The following is a 14,492-nucleotide window of genomic DNA, read 5'->3' as shown; positions in this document are numbered from 1 at the left end:
TATGGCACAGTTCACATTTGAGGACATCACCGACCAGCTCCGCGTCACCGACGGTTTCTCGTTGGCCGACGTCGACCCCGCATCCACTCCTGGCATCGAAGCCAGCAGTAAGAAGAAGGATGTAGACAAGGTCATCGACAAGCTTTTCGACGACTACGACGACGAACTCGCCGAACTCCAAGAAAAGCTCTTCGCCAACGGTCGCGCAGACGTGGCTAATTCCGGCGCGGTCCTCCTGGTACTGCAGGGCATGGACACCTCCGGCAAAGGCGGAGTGATCCGCAAAGTCTTCGAGGTCTTCGATCCGCAGGGCATTGACTCTGTCGGCTTCGGCAAGCCAACGGAAGAAGAGCGCAAGCATGACTTTCTGTGGCGCATCCGTCCCCATGTTCCAGAGCCGGGATACATCCAGGTTTTTGACCGCTCGCACTACGAGGACGTCCTCGTGCAGCGTGTCCACGACATGGCGCCTGCCGACGAAATTGAACGTCGCTACGGTGCAATCGTCGACTTCGAGAAGGAACTCACTGATCGGAATGTGAAGGTCATCAAGGTGATGCTGCACATTTCCAAGGAGTTCCAGAAGGAAAACCTCACCGAGAGACTAGAAAACCCGGAGAAGCACTGGAAGTACAACCCGGGTGATATCGACGAACGTGGCCACTGGGATGAGTACCAGGAGGCCTACGAGATTGCTATGCAGCGCACCTCGACCGAAGATGCACCGTGGTACTGCATTCCTAGCGACAACAAGCCGTATGCACGACTCGTCGTCAAGCATCTGCTTCTCGACGCTCTGCGTAGCCTCAACCTCTCGTGGCCTGAGGCAACGTTTGATGTTGAGGCTGAGAAGAAGCGTCTGGAGCAGGCCTAAGCGGTTCCACCGAGGTGGAATCTGCGGGAGCTTCCAGCGGGCGGAGCGTCGACTCGGACGGCAATTTGTCGTTCAGTGCGGTGAATAGCACCAGCATGTAGAACAGGAATGACACTTCGCCCTGGAGGCTGCCCCACGCAGCAATGTGGATGGGCACGTCTTGGTAGCCGTCGGCTGGGAAAATTCGGTATGGCGCGATCGCGTGAGCAAGCCACACCGCCAGACCGGCAAGGAATGGTCGGAGCTCAGCGACCAGTAGCAGTGGCACACCAGCAGTGATAATTGCCCAGTGGTTGCCCACCGAATACGGGCCAAAAATCATAGCTGCCATGCCCACCATGAACAGAGCAGTCACATGATTGCCGTCGCGGGTGAACTTCCACGCTAGGTAAATGGCGGTGATCACGCCGAATACAAACAGCACCTTGATGGTCAGTTCCAACGGTTCGCCGGATAGACCGAAGCGACTGAGAACGCCGGACATCGCCTGATTCGATTCGAACGTTGGGCGTCCAGCGCGATCCTCATCGAGAACTTGCTTGGTCCAGAAATACACCGAATCCTTCGGTCGGAGTAAGTGGCCGAGGAGGGCCGTCACAAAGAACCAAGCAGCGGACTTTACGACGTTGCCCCACTGCCCACGCACCAGGAACAACAGCGCAAATGCTGCTGGGGTGATCTTGATACCTGCGGCAATGCCAATGCCCAGACCACGCAGCTTCTTGGGGAGGAAGCCGAGCACATCAGCGACCACGAAAAGCGCGAGAAATACATCGATCTGTCCGTAGATGAAGTCGCGTCGCAGCGGGTCAATGGCCATTGCTACGCCCATCAGCAGGAATGCGACCAACCATGGTCGGGTCATCTGCAATCGCTTCGCGACCATCACCAAGATGAGGAAGATGGATAGTAGCGTTGCTCCGGCCCACATCAGCTGCATCGGTGGTCCCGACGTGAATGCCAACGGGTAAAACAGTAAGGCCGCAAACGGCGGGTAGATAAACGGGAACGACGTAAAGGTCCGGAATTCTGGACCATACAGCGTGGCGTTGTTCTTAAACGCTATTCCTGCATCGCGGAAAACATGCAGGTCAAGATTGAACCCAGAATAGGCTTCGTGCAGCCGATAGCCGATCATTCCGATGGAAATGAGTGCAGCGAGAATCCACAACGGATATTTCCATCGGGCACTGAGCGACGCGATTCTTCTATAAAGCACCCGGACGAGTCTAGGGCACGTACTAGTGACGTGCCACTACGACGGGCACCCCTTTAAGCGTTGAAGAACGGCTCCCAGTTTTCCTCCGACACCAGCTTGTCGGCAGCGGAACGCCACTGCTCACGAATGGTCTCCCACTCATTGGTCAGACGGCGCGTCACGCGAATCATCTCGTTGCGCAGCTGCTTTTCCTTCTCGGTGTCACGCACCAAATGATGTACGCCTGATTGGGAAGCATCGGTCACCCACACTTCGTCGAACTGCGAGATATGCCACCAAAACGCATCTTCGTACGCAATTGCCACTGGACCTGGACGCTTCTTGTCCATCTGGGTGTAGGCTACACGCTTGGCCAGTACCTTGTTTTCGCTGGCGATTTCCCGCGTCGGTGGGCGTACTGGGGTCAAGCCACCTGGCATGTGTGCGAGTGGCAGCAGCTTCGTCTCTGCGAAGTCACCTCGCCCCTTGCTAATCCTTGCGAAATCGCCCTGCGACGCAGCATCCAGTACTGATGGGCCGGTCAGCATGTCGCGGACCGCTTCCAGCTGCGTCCATGCCAAGCCGTAGCGCATGGATACCAGGTTGGTCAGAATACGACGCGACACAACATTTGCCATGTCCTTCGCTGAGACATCTCCATGCATGGCCGCAGCGATCAGGCCATTACGCAGGCCAAAGTACTGCGCTGGGTTCTCGATGTCCTTCCAATAGAAGTCCGCATGCCACACAGCAGCACCTGGAATGGTGTCCGTTGGGTAGCCCGCCTTAGCTGCACGGAAGCCAAAATCAATGTCGTCGTACTGGAAGAACAATGGCAGCGCGAGGCCGATTTCCTTAATGACCTGCGACGGAATCAGACACGTCCACCACGCGTTGTACTCGACTCCGAGACGGCGCAGCTGATGATGTTCACGAACGTCCTTATCTGCCAGTCCATACACAGGGTCGTTCTCGCACACCGTGAGGTTCGCCCAGTTGTAGGTTTCACCCGTACGGAACAAGTTCGTTGGGTTGTACAGGAACAACATCTGCGCGCCAAGCAACATTGGCTTTTCTGCGCAGCACGCCAGCGCCGACAGTCGCAAAGTGGTTTCCGGTTCTGGACGAATGTCGTCGTCGGTAAGCAGAACCATGCAATCACCAGCAGCAACCGCATCTCGCATACCGCGCGAGAAGCCACCCGCACCACCGAGATTCGGCTGGGCTACAACATTGAGTCGATCACCGAGCTTTTCCTGCGCCACGACGAAATCTGCTTCATCGGCTGGGTGCTTGTCGCCCTGGTCAACGACTCGAATAGTGCGCACGCGCTCCAGTGCAGGCAGATCTTCCGCCAGCGTTGCGACGGTTCGCGCGCAGTCAACCGGGCGGTTGTAGGTGCAAATGACCAGGTCAGTAGGAACGTCGTTGCGAATCGCCGAGGTCGGTACCGTGAAGCGAACATCACTAATGCGAGCGCCTTCTTCCTGCGTATCGAACTGCAGGAAAATCGCGCCACCATCTGCGAAACGGTCTAGTGGCACCCGCAATTCGACATCTTCGTTGACGTTGACCAAGCGGTCCTCGTCAGCAGTTCGGTTGCCGTCCACATCGCTGCCACCAGCAGCCCACGAGTCCTCCATACGGATGTGACCGCCGATGTCTTCCGTCAATGCGAGCACACGAGCTGCGCCCACAACGCGCGCACGAATGATGACCTCGTCCACCGTGGTCCAGCGCTGCCAGTGCGACGCGCGGAAACGACCGAAATACGTGTCGGTGGTAACGACGGTATGAGGACCCATCGTGAGGCTCGAACGAGAAGACTTCAACGAACCGTTGTCAGAGCCGGCGCCCTTGGCGTTGAAGTAAAGCTCAGGATTAACCCACTCTGCAGGAGGGGCAAACAAAACACGTTGGATGGTCAGTTCGTCGGTACTCGTTGCAGCTGTATTCACGGCCCCAGGTTATCCGGTAACCGGGGTCTTTTCAGTAAAGGCAACCCCGCGAGCCAGATAGTTTCGGCTACTTAACTCTGAAAATAACTGTTCGCTGAACAATAAAGTTGATCACCGTTGCCACACCCTGGGCGACCACGAATGATGCAGTATCAACCCAGAATCGCGGCCAACCCCACATGTCTTCGAATACAAGTGGGCTGTACTTGTACAACTGCGTCTGAATAATGAACGTCAGGATATACAGCACTGCCACCGCCAACGCCCGCTTCGTCGATGGTTCCGATTTGAACGTCCACCTGCGGTTGATCATGTAGGCAGTAATCGTTCCGAACACCCAACCCAACGGCTTTGCGACGGTGTTCCTATCCAACCCAAGCCCATAGTTCAGAATCAGCGTCAAGCCAAAGTCAACGACAGCGGCAATCACGCCGGAGATGAGGAATCGAACCATCTGCACAATCGCGCTGTGCTCGTCCCTTGGCTTCGTCGCCAATGGAGCACTCGCAGACTCTTCAACAAAGAAGCCGTCTGCCTGTGAGTCCTGGGAATGATGAGAAGGTGTCGTTGGTTCCTGCACGAAATGGGAGTTTACATGCCCTCGCGAGCACGAAGCGCTTCGCGCAGCAGATCGAGTTTCGCGACTGGACCCAATGATTCCTCACCACATAGCCCGTACTCCTCTAATACGGCCAACGTGTCAGGGCACAGCTCATCGACATCTTCGCCCGTGAGTGGCTTCCCGTCGTCCCTCACCCAACCGATGGCATCCATGACGTGTGCGGACACATCATGACGAACATCCTCCGTGGTCAGGGCGGACAAGCACAGCAACGTGGTGAGAGCCGCGTCGAAGCCCGCCGGGTCGTCGTCAGGCGATTCTGCTGGGAGCGCTGACATATGAGCTGCGGCATCCAGCAATTCCGGGTCTTCGAGTGAACACTCGCGACGCAGATCTAATGCTTGCAGCAGAGGAACGAATTCGAAGACACCCGAACGTTCAATGAGATCGACAACCTCTCTGCGCGCGGATGCCAAAGTCTTTTGGATGGACTCTTCGCCCGTGAGCTCTTCATTGATTGCCGCGATGTCAACTGTCGGGTCAGCGCCTGCCTGGAACAATGCAGTGACGTTGCCAGAACCACCGATGCACAGGGCATCTGGTGTTGCCTCGTCGCGAGCGAATGCTTCCCGAACTTCCAGCACATGTGGCCACAGTCCCCAGTACCACGTCACGCGGTCGCCCGGGTCTTGCAAAATATCGCCGACCAGCGCGCTCATCGGCAACACGACATCGTCGGCAATTGTGAACTTCGTCGGGGCATCTTCGCCCCGCCAGCCGAATAGAATACGGAGGTCCCGTCCGAACTCTGCCAACGTCAGTTGATCATTCACACCAAACTGGCGCTGTACGCTTACCGGCTCTTCCGTCAAAGTGGCACCGACAATAAGCGTGGCAGGTTCGGTGGCCACGCGCACGCCTGGAAAGGCGATGACATTGTCGGTATCCAGCGACATACTTCCAGGGTACTGACCTCAGTTCACTAGCGTCGTCGACTCGAACCCCCTACCACCGCTTTTATGACAAATGCAGCGCCAAACCTCCCCCTATGTTCGAGGCTGCTCCCGGTACACCAGCGGTACATTCCGAGCGTCCTTACCCCACGGCTCGATCAGGAATTTACGGCGCTTACGCTGTGATTCCACCTCAGCCCACTCGGCCACGAGCTTTTCCACTCCACGCGCCCACGCCAACGCTTCTCCCGCGACAGGCTCCCCCACATGTTCGAACGGGATTGGTTCGATGTCCGACACCTTCGGAAACCGCGGATCGGTCAACTTCTCGCGCCCCGGCTTCGCTTTCTCGTCTTTCACCTGCTGCTTCAACTCAGCGATGTGGCTGCGAATTCCCGCAACCGTCGCTTCCGCATCCACGACCGGCACACCGTGTTGCTTTAGGGCTTGCTTCACGACGCCGTCGGCAAGCAGATCCACCGATACCGGCAGCACCGCCGTACCCGTGAGGATTGAGCGAAGAGTATCGGCGGCAACGTCCGCTTCGGGATCCACCAACCACGCACCAGACAACCGATCGCTACCGAAGTCAGCGACCAAAACCACATGCCAAATGGCCACCGGATTCGTGCCAGAGACCACAGCCAAAATGGACGGTGCCGTTGACGGGGCCGTTGATGGTGTTGCAGTAGCCGTTTCACTCATGCTGAAAACAATAGCTGGCAGCGCGGATTGGGTAACGTCATGGACATGTTCGGCCTTTTCAAGAAGAGTAAGAAGTCACATTCCACGTTTCATGAGGCAGCAGCGCATACGGATACGCCTCTGTCGAATGAGATGACGATCCTGATGGCTCAAGAGTTACCGATTCTCGACAGCGCAAGCCGTATCCGTGTCCATGAGATTCTGCGGGAATACGATGGTCCGGAAATTACGCGTCAGGAAGATTTGCCTGCAGAGATCAAGGTCATGCTTGGTATTGACTAGCCGTGGGTAGTCCGTGGGCGAGGCAACCTGCCGGGTCGGCATTGCGGGAGTAGCCTCGGAAGCAATGTCCACGAACAATAACGGCACGTCCGGCACCGACGCTTCGACCGGTGCATTCGGAGCCATCAACACAGAAGCTAGGACCCTGACCGGCTGGGGCCGCACCGCGCCATCTACCGCTGAAGTGCTGTCGACCCCTAACTTGGAAGAAATCGCTGCCGCAGTTCGCGCTGTTGCTGAACAGAACGACAGCAAGCCAGCTCACCTGCGCCGTGGTGTCATCGCCCGTGGCATGGGCCGTTCCTACGGTGACCCTGCTCAGAACTCCGGTGGTTTGGTCGTCGATATGCAGGCGCTCAACCACATCCACTCCATCGACCCGGAATCCGCGATCGTTGACGTTGATGGTGGTGTCACCCTCGACCAGTTGATGAAGGCAGCTCTGCCTTACGGCCTGTGGGTTCCTGTTTTGCCTGGTACCCGTCAGGTCACTATCGGTGGCGCTATTGGCCCAGACATTCACGGCAAGAACCACCACTCCGCTGGGTCCTTCGGCGATCACGTTGCTTCCATGGAACTCCTGGTTGCCGACGGCCGTATTCTGCACCTCGAACCAGAGGGCTCTGCCGACGACCCAGACGGATCGCTGTTCTGGGCAACTGTCGGTGGTATGGGCCTGACCGGCATCATCGTCCGTGCGAAGATCCGCATGACGAAGACGGAAACCGCTTACTTCATCGCGGACGGCGACCTCACGCAGAACCTCGACGAGACCATCGAGTTCCACTCCGATGGTTCCGAGGTCAACTACACGTACTCGTCGGCATGGTTCGATGCCATTTCGCCTGAGCCAAAGCTCGGTCGTGCAGCTATTTCACGTGGTTCCCTGGCTACCTTGGCGCAGTTGGAAGAGCTCAACCCGAAGCTGGCAAAGGATCCGTTGAAGTTCAACGCTCCCCAGTTGATGACGGTGCCAGATATCTTCCCATCGTTCACCATGAACAAGCTGTCCATGATCGCTATTGGTGAGCTGTGGTGGCTGAAGTCCGGTACGTACAAGAACCAGGTGCAGAACTTGACGCAGTTCTACCAGCCACTCGATCTGATCGGTGAGTGGAACCGCGGCTACGGCAAGAAGGGCTTCCTGCAGTACCAGTTCGTCGTACCTACCGACGCCATCGAGCCATTCAAGCAGATCATCCGCGATATCCAGAGCTCCGGCCACTACTCGGCACTGAACGTGTTCAAGCTGTTCGGCGAAGGCAACCGCGCGCCACTGTCCTACCCAATGCCTGGTTGGAATGTCTGTGTTGACTTCCCAATCAAGCCAGGCCTGGGCCAGTTCCTCGACGAGCTGGATAAGCGCGTCATGGAATTCGGTGGTCGCTTGTACCTGGCCAAGGAGTCGCGCACGTCGGCAGAGAACTTCCACCAGATGTACCCAGGCATGGAAGGCTGGCTGGCCACGCGCAACGCAATCGACCCAACCGGCGTTTTCCAGTCCGACATGGGTCGTCGCCTGGAACTGCGCTAGACCTTTAGAACACCGTCGCAAAGACAGTAAGGAACTTTTTATGATCAACGCCGTAGGTGTTCCACAGTCGATCCTGGTGCTGGGTGGCACCAGCGAAATCGGACTGGCAATCACCGCTGAATTTCTGAAGAAGGGCCCAGCCAAGGTCATCCTGGCAGCACTTCCACATGACCCAATGCGCGAGGAAGCTGAAGAGAAGATGAAGGCTGCTGGCGCGTCCGCAGTGAAGTTCATCGACTTTGATGCAACCAAGTTCGATACTCACGAGGCTGTCGTCGAAGAGGCATTCTCGGAGGGCGATGTCGACATCTGCATCGTGGCATTCGGCATGCTCGGCGATGCTGAGGAATTGTGGCAGGACCAGCGCAAGGCCGTTCTTGCCTGCAACATCAATTACACCGGTGCAGTGTCCATGGGAGTTTTGGTTGGCCAGAAGTTCAAGGCGCAGGGCCATGGCCAGTTCATTGCCATGTCGTCCGTTGCTGGCGAGCGTGTTCGCCGTTCGAACTTCGTCTATGGCTCCACCAAGGCTGGTCTCGACGGCTTCTACTTGAACCTCGGCGAGGCTCTGGAAGAGTACGGTGTCAAGACTCTGGTGATCCGACCAGGTCAGGTCCGTACCCGCATGTCCGCTGATGTTGATGAAGCGCCTCTGACTGTTAATAAGGAAGATGTCGCGAAGCTTGCTGTGAAGTCGGTCGAAGCTGGCAAGACTCTCGTATGGGCTCCGCCTGCATTCCAGGCTGTGATGATGGTGCTGACGCACATTCCTCGCCCAATCTTCAAGAAGCTGCCAATCTAAGTAGCAATCCAATGAACAAAAGCCCCAGCCACACCGCTGGGGCTTTTTCATGTGTGTTCACCCGCTGCGTCTGAATCCGGCTCTTATGAAACACTTAGGGTATGACCGAACCTGTCACTGCCCGCGCTGTGAAAGATCACGCCGTAAAGGATCCCACCGTAAAAGATCCCAGCGTTCCAGAGTTCTTCACCGACGAGATTTTCGCCGACGACCAGCTTTCTCTGAAGCACACTGCCATTGGCATGGTCGCGGCCGCAATCGGTGGCGCTGTCCTCGCTTTCGTGGCGTGGTTTGTACTGCATCGTCTGTCATTGCCTGCGTTCGGTGGGTCGTTGTTGACTCGGGCGGTGTCGTCGGCAGGTTCAGTGGTGGTTCTTGTTGCTACCACCGTCTTGCTGTACTTCTTTGCGACGCGCGGTAAGGGCAACCGGTCTCGCTGGCTTGAACTGGTCACGTATGTGGTCTCGTATCTTGCGCCTGCTGCACTGGTGGTGACTGCGCTCGCAATTCCGCTGGGCTCCACACGCCTGTACTTGGACGGAATTAGCGTTGACCAGGAGTTTCGCACCGAATACTTGACCCGGATGACGGCAGAGTTCGGGCTCAACGACATGTCGTACATTGATGTCGCGAACTTCTACCCTGCGGGCTGGTTCTTCTTGGGTGGCCGTTTCGCCAACCTGTTGGGTATTTCCGGCTGGGAAGTGTTCCAGCCATGGGCATTGATCACACTCGCGACAGCAGGTTCTCTGCTCGTTCCAGTCTGGCAGCGGCTCAGCGGCTCCCTGCCGGTTGCGGCTGCAATCGCGCTGGTCACCACCGCGGTCATGCTGAGTATCACGGCTGACGAACCGTATGCGGCGGTCATCGCAATGGGGCTGCCAGCGCTAGCTGTCCTGGCTAGTCGTGGCCTGGCGGGCGCCTGGTCGGCAATGGCCGGAGTCATTGTTTTCCTTGGTGTTTCTGCGACCTTTTACACGTTGTTCACCGCCATTGGTGCGTGCATTGTCATGGCGATGGCAGTGGCAGTAACCGCTACGCAGCGATCATGGGTGCCGTTGCTGCGCTTGGCAATCATGGGTGTTGGATCCCTGTTGATAGCTGCCACCGTGTGGGCACCGTACGTCCTCGCAGTTCTCACCGGCCACCCACGATCTGGCGCGACGGCAACGCATTATTTGCCTGAGTCTGGTTCCCAAATTCCGCTCCCGATGTTCGCGGCCAGTGCCATTGGCCTGCTGTGTTTGCTCGGCGTGATGTGGCTCATTGGCCGCGCGCTGGAACCTGACACTCGGGCGCTCGGTGTCGCTCTCCTCGTTATGTATGGCTGGGTTGTTGCATCAATGATCGCCACGCTCGGCGGCCAGACTCTGCTCGGCTTCCGCCTCAGCGCGCCTATCACGATGTTGCTTGCGGCCGCCGGCGTCTTCGCAATCGCCGATGCAAAGTTGAATGGCGTCGAGCGTTTCTGGCCCCAAGCAGCACCCCCTGAGGTCGCACGAAAAGTCAGCGCTGTGTTGGCTGTCGTCGTCGTGCTCGTGGGTATCAATTACGCGCAGTCGATTCCGCAGCGTCTGCATGGCCCCATCGATCTCGCCCATACCGATACTGATGGCTTTGGCGAGCGCGCTGACAAGTTCGCGCCCAACGCTGGCCGCTGGTACGGCGAGGTTGATCAGACTTTGCGTGATGCTGGGCTGGAGCCGTCGCAAAGCGTGGTACTTTCCGACGAACGCAACTTCCAAGCATTCTTCCCGTGGTATTCGTTCCAGGCGTTGACGAGCCACTATGCAAACCCGCTGGGTGAGTTTGACAAGCGAAATGTCGCCATCGAGGATTGGTCAAAGCTGAAGAACGCGGACGAACTGGTCGCAGCGATGGATGCCGATCCGTGGCGTGGGCCAGATGCCGTTATCGTGCGAGGCGACCTAGAAGATAAGGACAGCCCGTACACGATCGATATTGCCGACGATATTTATCCGAACAATCCGAACGTGTTGTTCCGCGGCATCGCGTTTTCACCAAAGCTTTTCGACGAGCACTGGGATGCTACCCAGGTCGGACCATTCATTGTTTTGGTTCGTACTGCGTCCGTTGGGTGACCACATCAAGCTGTTACTGATGTGACCCTTGTTACGATTTTCAACAATTGTTACATTTCAGTATTAGATTACCCGCACCTGTATCGTAGTATCGGTAAATGTGTGTGCCGAAACTACCGAAATCAAACGTCGCCCTGATCCTGACGATCAGGTAGTGACCGTCGACCGAGTAGAGCGACCTCCGATGGATGGCCCTATGCCATCCAAAGGCATTCAATTGTCAGCGATCCTGGCAGGATTGATTGGTTTCCTCTGCTTCGTCTCGCTGCCGTTCTTGCCAGTCACTCAAACGCAGTCAACGTTGAGTTGGCCTCAAAACGGCTCTGTGAACTCCGTCGATGCTCCCCTTGTCGCGCAAGCGCCGATCTCCTTGTCGGCGTCTTTGCCACTCAGCGTCGTCGATGAGCTTCCAGAGAAGCGCGCTGTACTTCTCGGCACTCTGCCCCCTACTGCGAAGAGCCCAACTGAACAGGGCATGCAGGTGCGTAAGACCGACGATAGCGTCGATGTCATCTTCCGCAACAAAGTTGTGCTCTCGCTTACCGACGACGAAGTAAGCGCCAACCGCGACAAAATGCTGACGGTGACTTCTGACGAAACTCAGACCGTCGCAAAGGTCGAGGGTGCAAAGGGCAAGGATGGGAAGCCTCTGGAGGGTATTTCCCAGGAAGACCTGCGTCCTCAAGTCACTGGTATCTACACCTCACTGAAGGACGATGCCACGGCGCGCGAAGCTATTGGCGACGGACTGAACGTCTCCATGGAGATCGACAGCCGTTATACGTCGAAGCCGACGATCGTGAAGTACATCGTCATGTGGCTTGGTCTGCTGCTGACGCTCGCATCGTTGTGGACCCTGTGGAAGATCGATCAGATCGATGGTGCGAAGCGCACCCCTTGGTTCCGCAAGGGCGGCCTGCGTCCACGTCCGCTGGATTGGTTGGTCACCGGAGTGCTGGTGTTGTGGCACTTCATTGGTGCAAACACATCTGACGACGGCTATATCTTTACGATGGCTCGCGTTTCCGAGCATTCCGGATACATGGCGAACTACTACCGCTGGTATGGCGCACCGGAATCTCCATTCGGCAGCCCGTACTACGACCTCCTGGCGTTGATGGTGAAGGTATCGACTGCCTCCGTATGGATGCGTCTGCCTGCACTGGTCGCTGGTCTGGCTACCTGGTTTGTTATTTCCCGACTGATTTTGCCTCGCTTGGGCAAGGCAATTAGCCAGCGTCGCGTGGCCTACTGGTCCGCAGCTGGTGTACTGCTCGCTTTCTGGTTGCCGTACAACAATGGTCTGCGCCCTGAGCCAGTTATCGCACTCATGGCACTGCTTACTTGGGTATTCATCGAGCGCGCTATTCTCACCCGTCGCCTGACCCCAGCCGCTATTGGTGTCATTGTGGCGACCTTGGCACTGGGTTCCGGCCCAACTGGCCTGATGGCAGTCGCAGCTCTGATTGCTGGTCTGCCAATGATCGCCCGCATTATTGTGGAGCGTCACCAAGCTCTCGGTGGTGGCTGGCGCGCACCACTGATGCAGTTGGTCCCATTCATGTCTGCGGGCACCGCAATTTTGGTGGGCGTTTTCGGCGACCAGACGCTGGCATCAGTGCTGGAGTCCATTCGTGTGCGTGGCGCCATCGGCCCTTCGATGAAGTGGTACGAAGAGCCTGTTCGCTACTACTGGCTGCTGTTGCAGTCTGTGGACGGCTCGTTGACACGTCGTTTCGCAATGCTGGTGGCTCTCCTCGCATTGGTCATCACAATCGCCGCCCTGCTGCGTCACCGCACCGTGCCTGGTGCGTTGGCTGGACCGGCAACTCGTCTCGTGTTTGTGTTCGCCGGCACAATGTTCTTCCTTACCTTCACGCCTACCAAGTGGACTCACCACTTCGGTGTGTACGCAGGCATCGCCGCTGTGCTGGCTGCTCTGGCAGCGATGGCAATCAGCCACTGGGCAGTGGGCTCTCGCCGTAATCAGGTGCTGTTCGCTGGTCTGACACTGTTCCTCATGGCATATGCGCTGACCGGCATCAACGGTTGGTGGTACGTCGGTTCTTACGGTGTGCCGTGGTTTGACAAGACCATTCAGTATCGTGGCTACCAGGCAAGTACTTTCGTTCTTGCTCTTGCACTGCTGACGCTATTTGCTGGCGCGGTATTCGCCTTCATCGAAGATGTGAAGGGCAAGCCACAGAAGCCATCCACATTGGCGGCACGCATGCGACTCGGCACCATCGCAGCGTCGCCAATTGCAGCAATCTCGTTCGCGATGGTTCTGTTCATGCTGCTGAGCCTCGGCAAGGCTTTCGTTTCTCAGTATCCTGCGTACAGCATTGGCCTGGGCAACGTCCGCACACTCACGGGTAATACCTGCAACCTTGCCTCTGACGTGCTCATGGAAACTGATACCAACGCTGGCTTCTTGAAGCCTGCCGATGGCAAGTTGCTGGGCGAATCCCTGGATCCACAGAAGCAGGCTAAGGGATTCACTCCAAATGGTGTTCCAGACGACATGGTCGCAGACGCAATTTGGGTCGATGATGGCCAGTCCAATACCGCCAAGGACGAAAGCGAAGGCGGAGCAGACGACGCGAATCCAAACATCATCGGCGGCGGCACCGGCGAAGACACTGATGGTGGTACGACCAAGAACACGGGTGTCAACAAGTCGAAACTAGCCCTGCCATTCGGTCTGGATCCGGAAAAGGTGCCAGTCCTCGGCTCCTACTCGTCGGAAATTCAGGTGCCATCGAAGATGGAAACCTCGTGGTACGAACTTCCAGAGTTGACGGAAGACACCCCTATCCTCGTCGTCACCGCAGCCGGTCGTATCTACCACCACGACATCAACGGTGTTGAGCAGCAGGGTCAGAAGCTCGTCGCTCAGTACGGTCGTGGCAGTGGCGACAAGTTCGAGGTCATGGCAGAGGCAGAGCCTACTGACATTGGCCCGAACCCAGTTTGGCGTAACCTGCGTTTCCCAACGAAGGACATCCCAGAGGGCGCCAACGCAGTTCGCCTGGTAGCTGAAGACACCGACTTGGCTGAAGGCGCATGGCTCAGCGTGACTCCACCGCGCGTTGCGAAGCTGCAGCCAATGACTGAAGTCATTACGGAAAACAATCCATCAATCATTGACTGGCCAGTATCGTTCCAGTTCCCTTGCCAGCGTCCGTTTGACCACTACGCTGGTGTGGCTGAACTTCCGGACTACCGCATCATGCCGGACCGTCCACTCAAGGTGTCCGGGTCTGACACTTGGCAGTCGATTGCTGGTGGTGGCCCGCTTGGTTGGTCTGACGCTATGAACGAGTCCATCACTGTCCCTACCTACCTCAAGGACAACTGGGCGCTTGACTGGGGTTCCGTCGAAAAGCGTTCCCAGCGTAAGAACGATGATGGAAAGACTCCAGATGTCGCAAAGATTCAGTACGAAGAAGTCACACGTTCGGGCTTGTGGAAGCCGGGACACATGATTGTGAAGTCTGAATAAGTCGCCAGAGTCCCGTC

General features: G+C 57.1%; 11 protein-coding genes. 6 read left to right on the top strand and 5 right to left on the bottom strand.

The annotated features are described in order from the left end of the window. The first annotated feature begins 1 nt into the window (after nucleotide 1). Nucleotides 2-874: a PPK2 family polyphosphate kinase gene (locus tag WG934_RS00770; RefSeq protein WP_339988282.1), complete on the top strand. Its 873-nt coding sequence runs from the start codon at nucleotides 2-4 to the stop codon at nucleotides 872-874. Here the strand turns inward: WG934_RS00770 and WG934_RS00765 are convergent. The 5 genes from WG934_RS00765 to WG934_RS00745 all read right to left on the bottom strand — a co-directional run bounded on the left by WG934_RS00765 (nucleotide 807) and on the right by WG934_RS00745 (nucleotide 6,250). Continuing rightward, a complete protein-coding gene (locus WG934_RS00765; RefSeq protein WP_339988280.1) occupies nucleotides 807-2,093 on the bottom strand; it encodes a glycosyltransferase 87 family protein in 1,287 nt (428 codons plus the stop codon). The genes WG934_RS00770 and WG934_RS00765 overlap by 68 nt on opposite strands. A gap of 53 nt (nucleotides 2,094-2,146) precedes the next feature. Further along, the gene (locus WG934_RS00760; RefSeq protein ID WP_339988278.1) at nucleotides 2,147-4,030 is read right to left on the bottom strand and encodes a glycosyltransferase; all 1,884 of its coding nucleotides are present in this window, start codon (nucleotides 4,028-4,030) and stop codon (nucleotides 2,147-2,149) included. A gap of 67 nt (nucleotides 4,031-4,097) precedes the next feature. Next, nucleotides 4,098-4,610: a GtrA family protein gene (locus WG934_RS00755; protein ID WP_339976580.1), complete on the bottom strand. Its 513-nt coding sequence runs from the start codon at nucleotides 4,608-4,610 to the stop codon at nucleotides 4,098-4,100. Nucleotides 4,611-4,621: 11 nt separating this feature from the next. Then, nucleotides 4,622-5,548 (bottom strand): hypothetical protein, encoded by a 927-nt coding sequence (locus WG934_RS00750; RefSeq protein WP_339976578.1) that lies wholly within the window; start codon nucleotides 5,546-5,548, stop codon nucleotides 4,622-4,624. A 90-nt stretch (nucleotides 5,549-5,638) separates the two neighbouring features. Continuing rightward, on the bottom strand, nucleotides 5,639-6,250 hold the full coding sequence (locus WG934_RS00745) for a hypothetical protein (RefSeq protein WP_339988277.1): 612 nt from the start codon (nucleotides 6,248-6,250) through the stop codon (nucleotides 5,639-5,641). Nucleotides 6,251-6,295: 45 nt separating this feature from the next. On the opposite strand from WG934_RS00745, the gene WG934_RS00740 reads away from it, so the two are divergent. The 5 genes from WG934_RS00740 (at nucleotide 6,296) to WG934_RS00720 (ending at nucleotide 14,475) form a co-directional block, all read left to right on the top strand. Beyond that, nucleotides 6,296-6,532 carry a hypothetical protein gene (locus tag WG934_RS00740; protein WP_339976574.1) on the top strand — a complete coding sequence of 79 codons (237 nt, stop codon included), beginning with the start codon at nucleotides 6,296-6,298 and terminating at the stop codon, nucleotides 6,530-6,532. 64 nt (nucleotides 6,533-6,596) lie between these two features. After that, on the top strand, nucleotides 6,597-8,066 hold the full coding sequence (locus WG934_RS00735) for an FAD-binding oxidoreductase (RefSeq protein ID WP_339988276.1): 1,470 nt from the start codon (nucleotides 6,597-6,599) through the stop codon (nucleotides 8,064-8,066). A 40-nt stretch (nucleotides 8,067-8,106) separates the two neighbouring features. Further along, nucleotides 8,107-8,868: a decaprenylphospho-beta-D-erythro-pentofuranosid-2-ulose 2-reductase gene (locus tag WG934_RS00730; RefSeq protein WP_339988274.1), complete on the top strand. Its 762-nt coding sequence runs from the start codon at nucleotides 8,107-8,109 to the stop codon at nucleotides 8,866-8,868. Nucleotides 8,869-8,969: 101 nt separating this feature from the next. Next, nucleotides 8,970-10,970: a galactan 5-O-arabinofuranosyltransferase gene (locus tag WG934_RS00725; RefSeq protein ID WP_339988273.1), complete on the top strand. Its 2,001-nt coding sequence runs from the start codon at nucleotides 8,970-8,972 to the stop codon at nucleotides 10,968-10,970. Between the two features lie 100 nt (nucleotides 10,971-11,070). Next, nucleotides 11,071-14,475, top strand: coding sequence for an arabinosyltransferase domain-containing protein (locus tag WG934_RS00720; RefSeq protein ID WP_339988272.1), 3,405 nt, complete (start codon nucleotides 11,071-11,073; stop codon nucleotides 14,473-14,475). The last annotated feature ends 17 nt before the right edge of the window (nucleotides 14,476-14,492 follow it).

Origin of the sequence: Corynebacterium sp. H78 (assembly GCF_037572275.1) — a bacterium.
Classification (GTDB): domain Bacteria; phylum Actinomycetota; class Actinomycetes; order Mycobacteriales; family Mycobacteriaceae; genus Corynebacterium.
Note: the sequence above shows the minus strand (reverse complement) of the source record. Positions and strands in the feature narration are given on the sequence as shown.

Excerpts from the sequence above, each read along its gene's own strand:
- WG934_RS00745 (WP_339988277.1), bottom strand. The coding sequence starts at position 6,250 with ATGAGTGAAACGGCTACTGCAACACCATCAACGGCCCCGTCAACGGCA.
- WG934_RS00750 (WP_339976578.1), bottom strand. The coding sequence starts at position 5,548 with ATGTCGCTGGATACCGACAATGTCATCGCCTTTCCAGGCGTGCGCGTG.
- WG934_RS00725 (WP_339988273.1), top strand. The coding sequence starts at position 8,970 with ATGACCGAACCTGTCACTGCCCGCGCTGTGAAAGATCACGCCGTAAAG.
- WG934_RS00735 (WP_339988276.1), top strand. The coding sequence starts at position 6,597 with ATGTCCACGAACAATAACGGCACGTCCGGCACCGACGCTTCGACCGGT.
- WG934_RS00730 (WP_339988274.1), top strand. The coding sequence starts at position 8,107 with ATGATCAACGCCGTAGGTGTTCCACAGTCGATCCTGGTGCTGGGTGGC.
- WG934_RS00770 (WP_339988282.1), top strand. The coding sequence starts at position 2 with ATGGCACAGTTCACATTTGAGGACATCACCGACCAGCTCCGCGTCACC.
- WG934_RS00740 (WP_339976574.1), top strand. The coding sequence starts at position 6,296 with ATGTTCGGCCTTTTCAAGAAGAGTAAGAAGTCACATTCCACGTTTCAT.